Annotated in this window: 12 protein-coding genes; 5 read left to right on the top strand and 7 right to left on the bottom strand. The window is 45.5% G+C overall.

The window, feature by feature from the left end:
- Positions 1-18: 18 nt before the first annotated feature.
- Both MC7420_RS12560 and MC7420_RS12555 read right to left on the bottom strand, forming a co-directional pair.
- Positions 19-1,164, bottom strand: coding sequence for a hybrid sensor histidine kinase/response regulator (locus tag MC7420_RS12560; protein ID WP_006100957.1), 1,146 nt, complete (start codon positions 1,162-1,164; stop codon positions 19-21).
- Positions 1,165-1,218: 54 nt separating this feature from the next.
- Positions 1,219-2,553 carry an ATP-binding response regulator gene (locus tag MC7420_RS12555; RefSeq protein WP_157453151.1) on the bottom strand — a complete coding sequence of 445 codons (1,335 nt, stop codon included), beginning with the start codon at positions 2,551-2,553 and terminating at the stop codon, positions 1,219-1,221.
- A gap of 472 nt (positions 2,554-3,025) precedes the next feature.
- On the opposite strand from MC7420_RS12555, the gene MC7420_RS12550 reads away from it, so the two are divergent.
- Positions 3,026-3,745, top strand: coding sequence for a response regulator (locus MC7420_RS12550; RefSeq protein ID WP_044207052.1), 720 nt, complete (start codon positions 3,026-3,028; stop codon positions 3,743-3,745).
- Between the two features lie 221 nt (positions 3,746-3,966).
- Here the strand turns inward: MC7420_RS12550 and MC7420_RS36840 are convergent, their stop codons facing one another.
- Positions 3,967-5,970, bottom strand: coding sequence for an ATP-binding protein (locus MC7420_RS36840; protein WP_006100965.1), 2,004 nt, complete (start codon positions 5,968-5,970; stop codon positions 3,967-3,969).
- 89 nt (positions 5,971-6,059) lie between these two features.
- Positions 6,060-7,007, bottom strand: coding sequence for a phosphate/phosphite/phosphonate ABC transporter substrate-binding protein (locus MC7420_RS12540; RefSeq protein WP_006100777.1), 948 nt, complete (start codon positions 7,005-7,007; stop codon positions 6,060-6,062).
- 567 nt (positions 7,008-7,574) lie between these two features.
- On the opposite strand from MC7420_RS12540, the gene MC7420_RS12535 reads away from it, so the two are divergent.
- Both MC7420_RS12535 and MC7420_RS12530 read left to right on the top strand, forming a co-directional pair.
- Complete coding sequence (locus MC7420_RS12535; RefSeq protein ID WP_198016446.1) at positions 7,575-9,281, top strand: choice-of-anchor I family protein; 1,707 nt, start codon at positions 7,575-7,577, stop codon at positions 9,279-9,281.
- 397 nt (positions 9,282-9,678) lie between these two features.
- Positions 9,679-9,954, top strand: coding sequence for a GlsB/YeaQ/YmgE family stress response membrane protein (locus tag MC7420_RS12530; RefSeq protein WP_006100974.1), 276 nt, complete (start codon positions 9,679-9,681; stop codon positions 9,952-9,954).
- Positions 9,955-10,277: 323 nt separating this feature from the next.
- Here MC7420_RS12530 and MC7420_RS12520 read toward each other — a convergent pair whose 3' ends face one another.
- Positions 10,278-10,517, bottom strand: a complete 240-nt coding sequence (locus tag MC7420_RS12520; RefSeq protein WP_006100983.1) for a hypothetical protein — start codon at positions 10,515-10,517, stop codon at positions 10,278-10,280.
- Between the two features lie 50 nt (positions 10,518-10,567).
- Positions 10,568-11,896 (bottom strand): hypothetical protein, encoded by a 1,329-nt coding sequence (locus tag MC7420_RS12515; protein WP_044207047.1) that lies wholly within the window; start codon positions 11,894-11,896, stop codon positions 10,568-10,570.
- Positions 11,897-12,024: 128 nt separating this feature from the next.
- Between MC7420_RS12515 and MC7420_RS12510 the strand changes: the two genes are divergently transcribed.
- On the top strand, positions 12,025-12,615 hold the full coding sequence (locus tag MC7420_RS12510; RefSeq protein ID WP_006100883.1) for a chromophore lyase CpcT/CpeT: 591 nt from the start codon (positions 12,025-12,027) through the stop codon (positions 12,613-12,615).
- Between the two features lie 104 nt (positions 12,616-12,719).
- Here MC7420_RS12510 and MC7420_RS39590 read toward each other — a convergent pair whose 3' ends face one another.
- A complete protein-coding gene (locus MC7420_RS39590) occupies positions 12,720-12,872 on the bottom strand; it encodes a hypothetical protein (RefSeq protein ID WP_157453150.1) in 153 nt (50 codons plus the stop codon).
- Between MC7420_RS39590 and MC7420_RS12505 the strand changes: the two genes are divergently transcribed.
- Positions 12,871-18,159: a CHAT domain-containing protein gene (locus MC7420_RS12505; RefSeq protein WP_044206905.1), complete on the top strand. Its 5,289-nt coding sequence runs from the start codon at positions 12,871-12,873 to the stop codon at positions 18,157-18,159. The two genes, MC7420_RS39590 and MC7420_RS12505, sit on opposite strands and share 2 nt — an antisense overlap.
- The last annotated feature ends 93 nt before the right edge of the window (positions 18,160-18,252 follow it).

Genomic DNA, 18,252 nt, shown 5'->3' with positions numbered 1-18,252 from the left:
CCCAGCTTCCTGTTCCCTTCACGTTTGTGCGGGCAAATAAACCGTAAATAAACTACCTTTGCCCAACTCACTCTCGACTTCAATCCTACCCTGATGAGCTTCTACGATCCGACGAGACAAGTATAATCCCAAACCACTCCCCGATCGCTTATGCTTTCCTTGGCGAAATCGCTTGAAAAGAGTGGCAAGATCTTCTGGACAAATACCTGATCCCGTATCTTGAATGGAAATTGCCACCAAAGGGGGTTGACCATCTGCCGAGTTTGTGGAATCCAATTCTAAACCTAAATTAACATCGACCGATCCTTGTTCCGTAAACTTGACCGCATTGCCAATTAGATTTGTGAAGACGCGACGAAGTTCGAGGCGATCGCCCATCACCAGATAATCGTCTGAATTATCTGAATTAGATGAATTAGCGCACTCTTCTACATTCAGCCTTAACGCTAATCCTTTTTCCTCAGCTAAGGGAGTCAGTTCTTGAACGACTTCCTTAATCATTTCCTGAGGATTTATTGAAACAAACGTTAACTCTTTAGATCCAGCATCGTGGCGATAAACTTCCAACACCGTATTCACCATCTGGACTAAATGTTGGTTGCTTTGTTGGATAGAAACCACGGCTTCTACCGCCGAATCTGGAATCTGTCCAAAGCTTCCCCGTTTCAATAAACTCAGCATCCGATCAGCCGCGACTAGGGGGGTTCGCAAATCGTGGGTGAGACGAGAGACGAAATCCTCTCGCTGACGCGCCAGTCGCACTTGTTCATCAATACTATGCTTAAGTCGCAGTAGCGATCGCACTCGCGCTAATAACTCGCCCACATCCACAGGTTTGCGAATAAAATCATCCGCCCCCGCATCGAGTCCTTCAATCGCACTTGACTGTTCATAAGCGGTGATCAGCAAAATTGGGATAAAGGGCAAACTGCTATTTTGACGAATCCGCCGAGTCACCTCATAGCCATCCATTTGTGGCATCATTACATCCAGCAAAATTAAATCAGGAGGTGATTTTTCAACGATTGCTAATGCGGAATATCCATCTTCAACTAAACTGAGGTCATATCCTTCAGTTTCTAAGATGGTTTGCATTAGGAATAAATTGTCTGGCGCATCATCAACTGCCAGAATCCGCTCTATTTTTGACTCAGGTAGATTCATTTTTCATCTAGTTATACTTGAAAAGCATCGTAACTCCAAAACATTTTAAAAGATTTAATTATAAGCAGGTACTTTAATTTCTGTCAACTTCCCCGAATAAGAAATATAACGCGGCAATTCGACGCGAAAAATTGACCCTTCTCCTACTTGACTTTCTACCGTAATCTTGCCCTGCATCAATTGAACTAAGGATTTGGTCATTGCTAATCCTAGCCCTGTACCGGGGTATTGGCGGGTTATGGTCTGATCAACTTGGCGGAAGGCGTCAAAGATATAGTCTAATTCGGCTTGAGACAGACCAATTCCCGTATCCTCAACGTCAATAATCAGTCGTTGCGATTCAACTTCGTATACATTGACCCAGATCGACCCGGATTTGGTAAATTTAACCGCATTCATGAGCAGGTGTTTTAAGACCTTGTGCAAACGAGAGCGATCGTTGATAACTGAGGTATTTTTGAGTTGGATTTTTATCGATAAATCTAACCCTTTCTGGAGTGCCAATGGACGAACATCATTAACAGTGGAATTGACCACTTGATCGATATTAAATTCTTCAGCCTTAAGTTCCAAAGCCCCGGCTTCAATTTGAGCAAAATCTAAGACTTCACTTAAGAGGGATAACAGATGGTTGCCATTTTTTAAGATACATTGTACCATCTTTAATTGTGATAATGTTAGTGATCCATGGCGTTGGAGTAGGAGCATTTGAGCAAAGCCGATAATCACATTCATCGGCGTCCGCAATTCATGGGATGTCGTAGCTAAAAACTGCGATTTAAGTTTAGAGAGTTCTTTTAATTTTAAATTTTGACGTTGAATTTGTTGCCGTTGTTGGGCTAATTCTTGATTTTGCCGGACTAGCTGTTCATTCGTCTGGCGCAACTGCTGATGAGCCAGTTCCACCTGCTGTTCTGCTTGGTAGATGCGAATCGCGTTTTGCAGAATCCGTCCTAAACTTGTCGGTGAAATCTTATCCTGAGACAGGTAGTCTGACGCCCCAGCTTTCATCAGCGCCACGGCGACTTGCTCATTACCGTGAGCGGTGATTACCACCAAGGGAATCTTGACGCCAGCCTTTCGCAAATCTTGCACCAGGCTTAATCCATCTTTGTCGGGGAGACAGTAATCCAGAAAGACACAGTCAAATGTCTCACGGTCAATGAGAGCGATCGCGCTATTATAGTCACAGGCTTCAACATAATTGATTGACAAGCCCGTGGCATCCAGAGCCTGACGCACAGCTAAGCGATCAATGTCCTCATCATCAACGAGCAGAATATTGAGCATTTCTTTCATCAACGAGCAGAACTGAAGGATTTCTTCATCACCAACGTCAGGATCAAGCTCACTGTTGTATCCCAGGGAGAATGGCAACTGGTGCGCCAATACTATTGCCCTAACGCACACACAACTGAATTAATGGAGGTTGCAGCTTGTTCTGGGAAGTGAGTTTGCCTAAGCTGGCATTGAAGATAGTCCAACCTTTGTCTTAGATTGTATGCTGATGGCTATGGTTTTCGTCTCAGTCCATAGGCATAATCACTAGAAAGTCTCTTGGCTGCCAAATTTTTGGCTCAATTGAAACGGCTTGATACTATTGATAGATGTACATCTGCCACGGATCTGCCATAGTGTTGATTATCTTTATTGCCGCGTCGCACTAGCGAGGGAAGAGTAATCGAGATGGATTAGGCTAGGCTGATTGAGTCAGAAACCCCTTTGGTTCCCAAACCCCTGCCCAAGCTGGCATACAAAACAATATATGATGAAAATTACCCAGATCCGAGAGAAGGAGTCAAACAGTCCTACATCTCTCAATGACCAAGATCAAACGAATTTGAGTTCTGAAACATTGATGGTGAGTCCTATGCGTGTCATCCTGATTGAAGACCATAACCTTACGCGGATGGGTTTACAAGCCGCTTTACAAGAACAGGATGGAATTGAAGTCGTCGGAGAAGCGGCAAATGCCACTCAAGGATTGAAGCTGCTAGAAAGCCTAAAACCCGATGTCGCTATTGTGGATATCGGTTTGCCGGATATGGATGGCATTGATTTGACTCGCAAGTTCAAGAGTAGCCATACAGATACCCAGGAGCCAGAAACAAGGGTTCTCATCTTAACCATGCATGATAGTGAAGATGCGGTACTGGCTGCTTTTGCGGCTGGAGCCGATTCCTATTGCATGAAGGATATTGAAATTGAACAGCTTGTCGAGGCGCTAGAAGTAACCCAGGAAGGGAACGCCTGGATTGATCCAGCGATTGCCAGTATTGTTTTACGACAGGTAAAACGAGATCCATCCTCTGAAATGGCGGCGAATCAAGATCGAACCGTCAAGATTGATGGGGTAGGTCCAGAGTACGAACAAGTCATCGAAGCCTATCCCTTAACTGAACGGGAATTAGAGGTACTTGAGTTAATTGTGGCAGGAGCAAGTAATGCCGCGATCGCGGAGAAGCTTTATATTACGGTAGGCACAGTAAAAACCCATGTTCGCAATATTCTGAATAAGCTCTGCGTTGATGACCGCACCCAAGCCGCAGTCCATGCACTCCGTTCTGGATTAATTACTTAGGGGTTGCTGAATACGTGTTGTGGTGAGGGTAGGGAACAGGGAACAATTTTCATCTAATTCCTGATACCGGATGCAGGATAATTCCCGATACCTGATACAGGGCGACCCGATAAAATTAATGGGTGAGTCGTGTTCATTTGTGCAGCGGGTCGCCCCTACGGTGTTTGTCCACAAATGACCAATGACAATCCCAGTCGTTAACTGTAATTTTATCCACCGAATTAACGTGATGAAGAAACTTTTTCCGGCTTCGGATCTTTGACCTTAGCTGGTAGGTAAAAACTAAACGTTGAGCCAACACCAACCTCACTTTCCACCTGAATATTACCGCCCATCATCTCACAGAACCGTTGGCAAATCGCTAATCCTAGACCCGTACCCCCGTACTTTTTCGTGGTAGAATCATCGGCTTGGACAAACGGCTGAAATATCTTGGCTGCCTGCTCTGGAGTCATACCAATACCCGTATCGGAGACCGAAAAAATAACCCAATCCGAGGTTTGGTCGTCATTCCCAGCATCAGGCATTGAAGCACTATCGAGGGTTGCCGATGAAACCACAGACAATTCCCCATTCACCAGTAGCATTTTAGCGTCCCGTTTCGAGTTACCATTTCCCTCATTTTCACTTTCACGAGTAACACTCAGTACAATCGTGCCGTTCTCCGTGAATTTGGCGGAGTTGCTAATTAGGTTTAATAGCAACTGCTTAACCTTAGTTCGGTCAGCATACATTGTGCCAAGGGACGCCGCGCCATGAACCTCTAGAGTATTCGTCTTTTTCTTGATTAGGGGTTGTACCGTCTTCTGAACTTCAACGATTAAAGTAGAGATATCAAAGCTTTCCAGATAGAGGCTCATCTTCCCGGCTTCAATTTTAGAAATGTCCAGAATATCGGTAATCAGATTCAAAAGATGGAGTCCAGAGTCGTAAATCTGCTGGAGATCCGGGACAAAATCAGTATACCCTAAATCCTCGGCATCCTCTCGCAGTAACTCACTTAAGCCGAGGATACCATTCAAAGGCGTTCTTAATTCATGACTCATACTAGCAAGAAAGGCACTCTTCGCCCGATTAGCCGCTTCTGCTTCTTCTTTTGCCTGTTGGAATTCAATTTGGACTAATTTCGCATCTGTAATATCCCGAACAATCGCTAAAACTTCCCGTTTACCACTAACCACCAACCGTGCTTCAAAATTCCGGCGCTGTTCCTCCACAAACAACTCATACTCAAAAATTTGAATATCTTGAGTCTTTAACGTTCGCTCGACATACTCTAAACATAATCGAGCCACCTCTTGGGGTAAAACATCAGAGACAGGTTGACCGACCCATGTTTCTGATGATTGTAGGTAAGACTCTCCTTTTGGGGCTTTAAAATCCAGAAAGATCCCATCGGGGCTAAACCGAAACATTAAGTCGGGAATCGCATTCAACAAAGCACTATTTTTCGCTTCACTTTGCCGCAAATCTTCAGTCTGGTGTTCCAAACTTTCGATTAAGTTTCGCAGTTGGTCGGTCATGCTATTAAAGGCACCCGCTAAAACCGCCAGTTCGTCATTGGTGTCAATCGCAATCTTCTGACTCAGATCCCCTTTCGCCAGATGCTGCGTGGCGGCGGTCATTTGCTTCAAGGGTTCGGTAATGGAACGGCTCAGAAGTAGTGCCACCAGCGTACCCACCATCGCCGCTGCCAGTCCCATGGCAATCCCTTCATTCCGCACGGCTGCCATCTTTGCCTTCAGCGGGGCTGTCGAAAGCCCAACCCTAACTGCCCCAAGCCGCTGACGCCCCAAAACGACGGCTTTACCCGCAAGGAGTTGGTCAGACTGCCATTTAAACACTGTTTCGTTGCTTTCTACCAGTTCTTGACCTAAGGGATCAGGTTTGACCCCATACGCTAAAACATTGCGGCTATAGGCATCTGCTAGCACCCGTCCATCTTTGTCATAAATCTGACCTGCCACTAATACCTTATCCTTGCCCAACTCTTCCATGAGTTCCTTCATATAAGACACATCGAGAAAGTAGAGCGAATCTTGGGTGGCGACGACTAAGGTATCCAGCAATAGGTCAGCCTGTTGTTCTAGTTCATCCCGAAAGGTTTCTTGCTGACGGCGTAGGGATAACATCGTGACGCTGGCGACTGCCACAATCACTAATGTGGTCATCGCCAACGTTATTTTGGTGGCTAGTGAACCTTTTTTTGGGTTGAATCTAGCCATTCCACTTATCTTCCTCCCCTTATTTCGATAACGGTTGCTTCCTGGCTGATACATCTGGGCAACTTGTCCTTTAACAGAGCATCTACCCCTTATTTTTTCTCCACCTGTTCATACAACTGGCGCATTTTATCGAGACTGGTTTCAACGGGAAACTCGTCAAACTTGGCGGTTTCCTCAAAGGTGGTGAGTACCTCTTTCCCTTCAGGTGTCTGATTCATTTCCATCAACACCGTCTTAATCTGTTGTACCAATTCCGGATCCATACCGGGTCTGACGATGACCAGATGGCGAGCGATTTTCTGGGTTTCAGCCAGAATTTTCAGCGCTTGGCGGCTTTCTGCGGGGATTTCTTCCAAGAATGAATAATCAGCCGCGCCAGCCGCGACTTCGCCACTCAATACCCATTGGATCGTATTTTCATCATCATTACTGTAAACATATCCCACCTCATCGGCGGCGACAGCTTCGTTTTGTGAGCCTTTTTCGACCATCTTCAAATCGGCGTCCAGCAGAGTATTCAGGGGTAAAAAATAGCCGGAGGTGGAGACGGGTTCCTCAAAGGCGAGCATTTTTCCTTTGAGATCGGCTAAGGAGTCAATCTCGCTTTCTGCCAAGGTAAAGATCACCCCATAATATTCACCCTTGCCATTCTTCCAGCGGCGCAGGATGGGTTCGGCTCCCGATTTATCGCTGACAATCATCGCGGGGTAGGGACTGTCAACGTAGATATCGACTTTGCCTTCTTTGAGCAGGCTTGCCATTGTATCTAAGTCAGGGGCAACTTTAACTTCACCCACACCAATGCCAAATTTTTCTAAGCGGGCGGCTAGGTAATCCGCCATGGGCTGGAAATTCTCTAGCTTGGCAGCGGCATTTTTGTTAACGTCGGCAAGGACAAGGGTTCCAGTAGCGGTGGATTGAGGGGTTGGCGTCGATGTTGGCGTTTGTGATAAGCTGTTCTCTTCGGTAGAACCACAACTTACGAGGGTGGTGAACAAGCCCAGCAGGACAACCTCTTTCAAAAATTTTGGCAACATTTGTTTAAACTCTCAATAATCACAAATTGTCGTTGATAACCGTGCAGTTGCTTCGCCTCAGCTTTTCTTGTCTGTTTAGACTCGAAAGGCGTCTCCAGTTTCCAGGTATGGGGATACCTCTTTGCCTTTAAGATTATTTTGTCGGTTTGCTGGATACATATCAAATTTTGACAAATTTGTTCATAAAGTTTCCGTGAAGTTTTTTCGGGTTTTTGTTAAAGAGTTGATGAACCTGTCCCAGAACTCTTTTTTATTGGTGTAAGACCATGCTAAATAAGGAGTGGATAACTAGGTAGTTTGACTCGACTTATAACGTTAATTTTTGTGAACAAATTACTCTGTAGCGCTGGGTAGGAATTGTGCATTGGTCGTTCTGTCCCTGGCAAACAAACGGTGTTCATTTAGCTTTAATGTGTTAAGTAATGTAAAAACATCAGCCATTCTTACCCCAATCAGCGGCAATATTGCTTTACAAAACGTAACTTCTTGGGGTTAATTAACAGTTAATTATACCCACCCTCTTACGTATCGCTATCGACTCTATCCGAATCAGGAGATTCATCACCCATGTCTAGGCGTCACAATTCACTCATTCATCGAATGCCGAGTATAGTTCAGTCAACCCTACAGTCAGCCGTTTTACTCGGTATGGTGGCTACACCAGCCGCCGCGATTAATCTCAACCTGACACCCATCGGTTCATTCTCGACAAAGATTTTCGCGAACAACACAGCAGAACAAACGGCGTATGATCCGATCACTCAACGGTTGTTTGTGACCAGTTCCGGTCAACAGCAGATTAATATTCTTGATATTAGCAATCCGACGAATCCGTCGTCGTCGTTGTTTGAGCCCATCAACGTTTCTGAATTTGGGTCAGAATTTGGGTCACCTAACAGCGTCAGCTATAGCAATGGCATATTTGCTGTCTCTGTCACCAATGAGATGCCGCAAAATCCCGGTTTTGTGTTGTTCTTCGACGCAGACGGTAATTCCATACATGACCCCGTTTCGGTTGGTTCAGTACCGGACTCGCTAACCTTCACCCCAGATGGCACCAAGATTATTGTGGCAAATGAAGGGGAGTTGAGTGATGATTACTCAGAAGATCCCCAGGGTTCGGTCAGTATTATTGATTTGGCAACGTTTAATGTAACCACAGCTAACTTTGATGGTGTTTCCATCCCAGCCAACGTTCGCCTGTTTGGACCTAACAAGGATAACCCCTCTCAAAACCTGGAACCGGAATTTGTTACAGTGTCCCAGGATTCTCAAAAAGCTTATGTCACCCTGCAAGAAAATAATGCGATCGCGGTGGTTGATATCGCCAGTGGTCAGGTAGAGAAAGTGATTGGGTTAGGTTTCAAAGATTATAGCGTGCCACCGAATGCCTTAGACGCCAGTGATGAAGACGGTGCGATCAACATCACCAATTACAACAACCTGTTCGGGATGTTCCAACCTGACGGAATTGCCTCCTATATCGTAGATGGCACAACCTATCTAGTGACCGCAAACGAAGGTGACAGCCGGGATTTTGACTTTTTTAGTGAAGAGGTGAGGGTAGGCGACTTACTGCTTGACCCAGAGGCTTTCCCCAATGCCGAACAACTGCAACAAGACGAAAATCTAGGTCGTTTAAAAGTGACTAACACTCTAGGGGATACAGACGGCGATGGGGATTTTGACGAACTGTATACCTTTGGCGGACGTTCATTCTCGATTTTTGATACAGACGGCGAACTCATATTCGACAGTGGGGATGCGTTTGAACAAATTACGGCGGAGTTTCTCCCAGAGTTGTTCAACTCCGACGACGAACTCAACCTATTTGATGATCGCAGTGATGATAAAGGACCTGAACCTCAAGCGGTGACGATTGCGGAACTCTTGGGTCGCACCATTGCCTTTATTGGTTTGGAACGCATCGGTGGCATTATCAGTTATGACATTACTGATCCGTTTAACCCCTTCTTCCTGGATTATGTCAACAACCGCGACTTCTCCGTTGATTTTAACTTAAATGAAGAAGGAGACCCTGATCCGACAGCCGAACAGCTAGCCGCCGTCGGTGATTTGGGGCTAGAAGGGTTGCTGTTTATTGGCGCTAACGAGAGTCCCAATGGTAATCCCTTGGTGGTTACCGCCAATGAAACCAGTGGAACCTTGAGTGTCTTTGAAGTTGAAAGCGTACCCGAACCCAGTTCTGTCTTGGGTTTGTTAATGTTTAGTTCCCTAGGCTGGGTTGGATTAAAACGCAAGCGCCCCCACTAATACCGAGTTGCGCTCAAACATAGTAGATAGGAAAAGCAGGGGGAGCCGGGGGAGCAGGGGAAGCAGGGGGAGCAGGGGAAGCCGGGGAAGCAGGGGGAGCAGGGGAAGCAGGGGGAGCAGGGGGAGGGAAAGTTATATCTTTGAATGCAACTTGGTATAAATCCTAAGGATGGGGGAATTTAAACCAATAGCGGTTGGGGTATGAGTCCCCCGAATTAATTTGGGTGTAGAGACGTAGCAGGCTACGTCTCTACATCTTCGGATAATCATAAATACTGATTTAGACAGAGTTAATTTATTTAATTAGATAGAAGCGAGGAGTTACAGTAAATTGATAGTCTGAACTTAATAGAGACATAGACACAATAAAGATTACATTAAGTAAGGAGAGAATTCTATGAATATTATTGCTTGGCTCGTATTAGGTTTAATTGCAGGCGCGATCGCTAAACTCATTTATCCCGGACATCAAGGCGGCGGAATCTTTGCCACCATTGGCTTAGGGATTCTCGGTGCTTTAGTCGGAGGGTTTCTGGGTAAACTCTTGTTAGGCTCGTCCGGAGCCGCCGCCGCCGCGTCAGGCGCTCTGAGTATTGGCAGTATTATCTTTGCCATTCTCGGTGCCTTGCTGTTGATCTTCATCTGGGGTTTAGTCACTCAGAAATCCGCATAATAAGGCAGAAGGCAGAAGGCAGAAGACCTTAATATCTGCTTTTTGCCTAAGCTGTTCGGCATTTAAACCTTAATATCAATAATGGGGAAATCCTTGTAGTGCGTTAAGCGAAGCCATGCCGCAGGCTTTGCATCTTGCTCGCTACTAATACCCAATTTAAATGCATGACAGCCTATTTTATAGGGGTAGGGGGAAAAGACACACTGCACGAATAAACTGATGTGCAGGAAAATTATGTAGTTGTCTATTCCCTCAACCTTACGAATGACGTAGCTTGCTTCTCGCTCCCTTGAGTATGACGAATGACAAATGACGATCCCCACCTACTTATTTTGCCAAATCTGCCAGACTGCGCCAACCGAAGCACCAACGCCTGCTAATAAACCCATTCCCATTCCTTCGACCGTTTTAACCATGGGATCTTGCAACAAGCACTCATCGGTCGGTGTCGCAACACCTAAACACTGATTCAGTTCCGCTTGAGCAGCAGTTCCTCCCACAACAAGACCCACCGCACTACAACTCACGATAAATAGGCAAAGGCGAATGATTTTTCTATCCATCGATAGAGACACTATTAGATAATTTGCCCTATCCTAACCTACCTAAGGGATTATTGGAAACCTTTGGTGGCTTTCTTTTTCCGCTTACCTTTAGACTTGGATTTGTGAACCTCAGCGACAGCCGACTCAAACAGATTGTGCAAATGCAGGGGAACGCTAGCAATTTCTGGGAGTTCCGGTTCTAGGGGTTTATGAAACTCTTGGTGAAGGGTGGGTTCTAAATCCTGCTTGAGATTAAAATCTGGACGATCTAATACCGTTTGTAGTACCTTCTCCAGTTGAGTGGGATACTCCTCGGCTAGCTGTTGCCAGATAAACAAGTTAATCTGAGGATCATTTAAGTATTTGTGGACTCGTTGTTCAGCATTGGGATAAGTTTGCCAGTCTTCGGATGCTAGCATCTCCTGAAACTTAGAGTAACTGGGAAGAAACATCTGACCCCAACGGGGATGAGAAAAAACAGTCACCTGTTCAGCGTTGCGGATATCGTCCGGTAAATCTACCTTAGGCGTCACCATAGGAGAGTTGGTGGAGTTGTCCAACATATTGCTAACCGCGTTGGCGTCTGCGCCTGCTTCTACCGCCGCTGATTTAACGTCCTCCTCATCCGTACCCGAATCTTGAATCATCTCTTTGAGGGATTTCGATGGATCAATCCCAGCCGCCGCTAGACGTTCTTGGGTCATTTTATCCCGCAGTTGAGCCAATTTTTGATTAAGCTGGTATCCAGGGAGGGTAACGCGATCGCGTCCAAAGAAGTCTACAAATGACTGATGATAAGTCGCTACAGAGTCCCAAGCCTGTTCTAACAGTTCCGGCGCATCACGGTAAAGGGCATTTTTGTAGTTGTTCTTGAATTCCCCAATGGCTACGGCTAGCTTGGGCTGACTCAAGCGCCCTTTGGAAATAATCGGACTAGAAATCATCCAGTAGGTATCGGTGACAGGGGTGAGGCGAGTGAGTAAGATTTCCCCAACCTTAAACCGCCGCATCTGGTCTATAGTTGTGGGATGAGTGGGTTTGACGGTGTAATGCTTATCGGTGAGCCAATTTTTCAGTTCAAAGCCATCGGGGAGGATGTGGGTAAGTTCAAACAAGCCAATAAAGCTATCTCGCCAGCGGTTTAACAACGTGCGATCGCTGGGTGTTAAATTAGGATGGTGTTCTAGGAACAGATCCAAAGGCGTCTGATTTTCCACGTCACCCTCAGTTAAGAAGGTATCAATCACCAAGTTGCGCTGGTTGATATCGTAGGGTTCTCGCGTCAACTGATCCGCCGCATAGCTTTCCAAGGCGACGGCTAACTCTCCGTCTGCTTCCAGTACGAAGTTGGTTAGGGCTTGTTTCAGATCTTTGGCTTGTTCTAGAATTGCATCCACAGAGGCTTGCTCACTGATCAACTCTATTAGGGTACAGCAATCAAGACATGAATGCCTCTGTTATTGGGAATAAAATCAATTTAAGATTGATCCAGATCCAATATTTCGATTAATCAAGATCGTTAATAATGACTCATTCTACTGACATTGCCACATTAGCCCGTTGGATGGCGGCTGACTTTAGTAACCAACAACAGGCTTTTGATAATCCGCCCTTTTATGCCCATATCCGGGTGTTTATGCGTCCCCTCCCCGCGTCACTCCTGGATGGCGTCAGTTTCTTTGTCGAACAGGCGTATGACTATCTTCTCAACGCCCCTTACCGCTTACGGGTGTTGAAATTAATGGTGGTTGGCGATCATATTGAAATTGAAAATTACACCGTTAAAGAACCCGAAAAATTTTACGGTGCCTCTCGTGATCTTAACCGCCTGCAAACCCTAACCACCGATCAGCTAGATAAACTTCCTGGTTGTAATATGATTGTCGAATGGACAGGGAAAAGCTTTCAAGGACACGTTGAACCGGGCAAAGCCTGTAAGGTTTTCCGCAAAGGCAAAGAAACCTATCTAGATAGTACATTCGAAATTGACGAAAATCAGTTTATCAGTTTAGATAGGGGACGCGATCCCGTAACCGATGAGCATATTTGGGGTTCTATTGCGGGTCCTTTTTACTTTGTCCGTCGGGCTAGTTTTGCCGATGAAGTGACAGTTTAAGCAATGGGTTAAATCTGAGGTTGAATATCGCTGATTTAAAATCTGATAAATAGAGGTGGGGACACGGCATTGTCGTGTCCTTATAGAGATCAGGTTGAACTGTATCATTTAATTTCTAAAATTAGCTGATCGCAAATCCCTCGACTACGATAGACAGTAGGATCTAATCCGCGATCGCACCAGCCGATCTCAGTTTTTCCACCGTTTGATGATCCACGCATCAAGAACCCAAAAATCACCTGTCCGGAGGATGCCATGACTACCGCCATTTCTCTTGTCATCACTACTTATAACCGAGAACGTTATCTCGGCGCGGCGATTGACAGCATATTGGCACAAACTTGGGGAGATTTTGAGGTGATTGTGTGGGATGATGGGTCAACGGATGGATCAGTTGCGATCGCCCAAGACTATGCTAAACGTGATCCACGAGTCCGAGTTATCGCGGCTGAACATCAAGGACGAGGTATTTCCCTCAAATGTGCGATCGCCCAAACCACGGGTTCCTATATCGGTTGGGTGGATAGCGATGATTGGTTAGCCCCTACAGCGCTTGCGGAAACCGCTGCGATTCTGGATACTCAGCCAGATGTAGGGATGGTTTACACCGACTACCAGGTAATCAATGAAAGCGGTAACGTGACAGGTTATGGCAGTCGATGTCGTATTCCCTTCTCTAAAAAAGGAATGCTACAAAAATTTATGACCTTTCACTTCCGGTTAATCCGTCGTTCCGTCTATGACCAAGTGGGGGGAATTGATGAGTTATTTTACTATGTTGAAGACTACGATCTATCCTTACGGCTTTCTGAACTAACAGACGTATACCACCTTAAAAAGCCGCTCTATTATTATCGCAATCATTCAGACAGTATATGTTATCAACACTCCCTTGAGCAACGTCTGCAAGCCCGTAAAGCTGTTGCTTGGGCGATCGCCCGTCGGAGTTCAAGCAACCAATCAGACTTATCCTCACAACCAGCCTGTATCCGTCCAATTCGCAAAGTGTTGAAACAGATAGTATCATTCGCGGCACTTCCCCTCATAGCTGCTATAAACCTTATGCCAGCACAGGCACAAATTACACCATCAGCAGATGGTACAGGAACTCAGGTTACACCAATAGGCGATCGCATCGATATCACGGGCGGTCAATTATCGGGAGATGGGGCAAATCTTTTCCACAGTTTTAGTCAATTTGGATTAGACAGCGAACAAATTGCTAATTTTCTTTCTCAACCCTCAATTCAAAACATACTAGGGCGAGTCAATGGCGGATATCCTTCAATCATTAATGGTTTAATTCAAGTCACAGGCGGTAACTCCAATTTATTTTTAATGAATCCTTCGGGTATCGTATTTGGGGCTAACGCTAGTCTGAATGTTCCGGCTGATTTTACGGCAACAACGGCTACAGGAATTGGTTTTGATGGGGGTTGGTTTAACGCTGTAGGTTCAACTAATTATATCAACCTTGTCGGTAATCCCAATGCCTTTGAGTTTGCCACCTCACAGCCTGGAAGTATCGTTAATGCGGGTAATTTAGCTGTATCTGAAGGGCAGACACTCTCCCTAGTTGGAGGAAATGTGATCAATACAGGGACAATGGAAGCGACTGCTGGCACAATTACCATTGCGGCAGTTCCTGGAACCAGCCGTTTGCGTCTGACGCAAACAGGACAAGTGTTAAGTTTGGAGGTATCCGCAAATAACCTTAACTCTATCACACCATTACTGTTGCCGGAATTACTCACAGGGAGTAATGAGGAAACGGGTTTAACGGTTAATGAAGATAACACGGCACAAACTGCCGCAGGTACGGTAATTCCTCAGCAACCAGGAACCGCAATTGTATCGGGAACAGTGGATACTTCCGCTGACTCAGTGGGTGGAAATATAGATATTTTCGGAACTGTTATCGGTTTAATTGATCAAGCTCAAATTAATGTTTCGGGTGACACAGGTGGAGGTGAAATCCGAGTGGGTGGCGAGTATAAAGGACAAGGTACGGTTCCGACGGCTGACACAACTGTCGTCGGTAATCAAGTTAGTATTAACGCTGATGCCAGAGTGAATGGAAATGGCGGGCGTGTTATTGTTTGGTCAGATAATTTTACCCGCTTCTCTGGGACAATCACAGCGCGAGGGGGTACAGAAAACGGGAATGGTGGGTTTGTAGAGACATCCGGGAAAAACGTGTTGGAATCTATTGGTGGAACAGTAAATACTAGTGCCGCTAATGGTTTACCTGGGAGTTGGTTACTTGATCCTTGGAATGTCACCATTACAGATGATGCTCCTACTGGTACTTTTACGGGTGGAATTTTTACGCCTTCTGCTGAATCTCAAATCAATGTCAATGATATAGTCAATGCTCTCAATGGCGGCACTGATGTCACGATTACAACAGCAGGAGAGGAAGGAAATGAAGGAAATCAGGAAGGCACTATTACAGTAAACGCTGCCCTTGATATCTCTTTGAATGCTGGAAATACGACGTTAAGTTTAGAAGCTGATAATGATATTATCGTAAATGCTCCTATCAGTAACATCAGTGATATTTATATCCTAGATTTGTTCTTCCAAGCTGGTAATAACATTGATGTTAACGCTGACATTAGCACTGCGGGCGGTAGCATTGACTTTACAAGTAACAGTGGGACGATTAATACCAGTGGAGTAACTCTCGACTCTAGCTCAAGTTTTACGGATGGGGGGGCGATAAACCTCTTGGCTCCTATAGGGATTACGACAGGAGAAATTAATTCGACTTCAACGTGGGCTGGCTCTTCCACGGTTGGTGGAGCGGTTAACATAACCTCCAACGGCGATATTATTACTGGTGCGATTAATTCATTTTTTGAGGCTAATAATTTTTATGGTTCTGAAGGAGGGGCAGTCAACGTAGAAGCAGGAGGAAATATTCAGACAGGTGAAATTAATGCCTCTTCGATTAATGAAGCATTCGACAACATAGGAGATGAAAATTCCCAAGGGGGTGCAGTCGAGTTAGTTGCATCAGGCACTATTACAACAGATGGAATTAATACGTCAGGTAGCAGCAATGGTGAACTGAATAGTATAGGTGGTTCAATAACCATTGAAACTGAAAGTGATATCAATGTCACAGGCATAATTAATTCCTCAGCATCGTCTTCAGCGTTTGCTATTGAAAGTTCTGTGACTTCGGGTTCTGCAACTGGAGGATTAGTGAGCCTAAATTCCGCAACAGGTTCTATAAATACAAATACTATCAATTCCTCTGCATTGTCTTCGGCTTTTAGTAGTGCAGGTGTGGTTACTTCGAGTTTTGCAACTGGAGGTGAAGTCAACTTCAATGCTACTGAAGCTATTCAAACAGGATCAATTGATACAACGGCATCTTCTTTCGCTTCAGATGAAACCGGAACGGCAACAGGTAATTCAGTAACCTTAGAGGGAAGTAGCATTGTATTTGAGAGTATCGACACCTCAGCGTTTTCTGACTTAGCCGATGGAATCGGAGGTAATGTTAGCATCACCGCCAATGGAATTCCCGATGGTTTAGTCAGGGGTGTGGGGACAATTTCAGAAACGGATATCACGATTAAAACCGAAGGAAATACTGAGTCGGGTATAGTAGACATTACTCATAATGGTGGAATTGATAATGAGTTATTTACGGTAGGAGATGCCAGTATCAATGGAACAGCAGGTGGAATTAATGCGGGTGAAAGTAGTACAATTCTCCCCGATCAAGAAATTCCATCTCCAGGTACTCTGATACCAGAAACGATAACCTCATCTCAGGGCAATATTAATATTACGTTTGTCAATCAATCTCCAAGTTTAACTGCTGATGTATCATTGCCAACGACAGAAACCAATGAATCGATTACATTTACATTGTCGGATTTAGATATAGAAGTGGCAGATGCAAATGGTGATAATACCACGATCCAAATTAGCGAAATTACTGCCGGAACGCTAACGCTAGAAGATGGGACACCAGTGACTTCGGAAACAGAACTATCCGTCGATGATGTGTTGGTATATACCCCGCCAACAGATGAGACAGGGGATATTTCAGCGTTTACTATTATAGGGAGCGATCGCGTGTCCTTCTCTGAACCGCAACAGGTGAGCATTAACGTCACCGAGCCACCACCAACACCGATACCGACACCAACACCGATACCGACACCAACACCGATACCGACACCAACACTGACGCCACCAGCAACTGCTCTAACCCAAAATCAAGTAGAAGAAGAAATCGAATCGTTCTCGGTTGTTCAACCCATCGCATCCAATCGCGTAAGTACCCCGATCAAAAGCGAGACAGAAGCGCGTCAAATTCTGAGTGAAATTGAACAAGCAACTGGGGAAAAACCCGCACTCATTTATGTCAGCTTTGCGCCAACTGAAATCTCAAAAAACACCAACTATATCGGATTAGAAACAAATAATACCGAGGCGTTTGATAACTACCTCAATCGCTCCGGTCCCCATGTTACAATTACTCCCCAAGAGAGTGATCAATTAGAACTGCTGATCATCTCCGCCGAGGAACCCCCGATACGGCGACGCATCGCTGGAGTCACCCGTGGACAAGTCCTAGAAGTCGCTCAGGAATTTCGCCGCAACGTCACCAATGTCAGGATTCCCCGTGACTATATCACTCCAGGACAACAACTTTATCAATGGCTTGTTGCTCCCCTAGAAGAAAATCTACAAACCCAAGAGATTGATAACCTCGCCTTCATCATGGACGAGGGATTACGTTCTTTACCTGTAGCCGCACTCCATGATGGCGAAGGATTTCTGATCGAACGTTATAGCGTTGGTTTGATGCCCAGTCTATCGCTAACCGATACTCGTTATGTGGATATTCGCAATGTTGGTGTCCTCGCCATGGGTGCTGATACATTCCAGGATCTGAACCCCTTACCTGCTGTACCCTTAGAATTATCCGCGATCGCAGGTCCGCTGTGGCAAGGTAAGGCATTTCTTAACCAAGAGTTTACCTTAGAAAATCTCCAGAAAATCCGCTCATCTCAACCCTTTGGAATTGTCCACTTAGCCACTCATGGCGAGTTTCAATCGGGGAAGGCGTCTAACTCCTATATCCAGTTATGGAACCAGAAACTCAGATTAGATCAATTGCGGCAACTCGGATTAAACAATCCTCCCACAGAACTATTAGTCCTCAGTGCTTGTCGCACCGCCTTAGGTGATAGAGAAGCCGAATTAGGGTTTGCTGGGTTAGCCATACAAGCTGGGGTGAAGTCCGCCTTAGGAAGCCTCTGGTATGTTAGTGATGCGGGTACTCTGGGATTCATGACCAGCTTTTATGACCATTTGCAACAAGCACCAATTAAAGCCGAAGCCCTACGCCAAACTCAACTGGCGATGCTTAACGGTGAAGTCCGATTAGAGGACAAACAGTTAATCGCGGGGGATATACAGATTCCCTTAAACCCCGAACTCGCCCAAACGCCAGACCAAGATTTTACCCATCCTTACTACTGGAGTGCTTTAACCCTGGTGGGTAGTCCTTGGTAGTAGTGGCGTAGCCCATCTCAGCAAGATGAATTAACCGCTTCTAAAAACCTAGACAAACCTACCCATTAGTAATTCTGCCTTGGTATAAGTCCA

The organism is Coleofasciculus chthonoplastes PCC 7420, assembly GCF_000155555.1.
In the GTDB taxonomy this organism is placed as follows: Bacteria; Cyanobacteriota; Cyanobacteriia; order Cyanobacteriales; family Coleofasciculaceae; genus Coleofasciculus; species Coleofasciculus chthonoplastes_A.
Note: the sequence above shows the minus strand (reverse complement) of the source record. Positions and strands in the feature narration are given on the sequence as shown.

Excerpts from the sequence above, each read along its gene's own strand:
- MC7420_RS12560 (WP_006100957.1), bottom strand. The coding sequence starts at position 1,164 with ATGAATCTACCTGAGTCAAAAATAGAGCGGATTCTGGCAGTTGATGAT.
- MC7420_RS36840 (WP_006100965.1), bottom strand. The coding sequence starts at position 5,970 with ATGGCTAGATTCAACCCAAAAAAAGGTTCACTAGCCACCAAAATAACG.
- MC7420_RS12540 (WP_006100777.1), bottom strand. The coding sequence starts at position 7,007 with ATGTTGCCAAAATTTTTGAAAGAGGTTGTCCTGCTGGGCTTGTTCACC.
- MC7420_RS12535 (WP_198016446.1), top strand. The coding sequence starts at position 7,575 with ATGTCTAGGCGTCACAATTCACTCATTCATCGAATGCCGAGTATAGTT.
- MC7420_RS12530 (WP_006100974.1), top strand. The coding sequence starts at position 9,679 with ATGAATATTATTGCTTGGCTCGTATTAGGTTTAATTGCAGGCGCGATC.
- MC7420_RS12520 (WP_006100983.1), bottom strand. The coding sequence starts at position 10,517 with ATGGATAGAAAAATCATTCGCCTTTGCCTATTTATCGTGAGTTGTAGT.
- MC7420_RS12510 (WP_006100883.1), top strand. The coding sequence starts at position 12,025 with ATGACTCATTCTACTGACATTGCCACATTAGCCCGTTGGATGGCGGCT.
- MC7420_RS12505 (WP_044206905.1), top strand. The coding sequence starts at position 12,871 with ATGACTACCGCCATTTCTCTTGTCATCACTACTTATAACCGAGAACGT.
- MC7420_RS39590 (WP_157453150.1), bottom strand. The coding sequence starts at position 12,872 with ATGGCATCCTCCGGACAGGTGATTTTTGGGTTCTTGATGCGTGGATCA.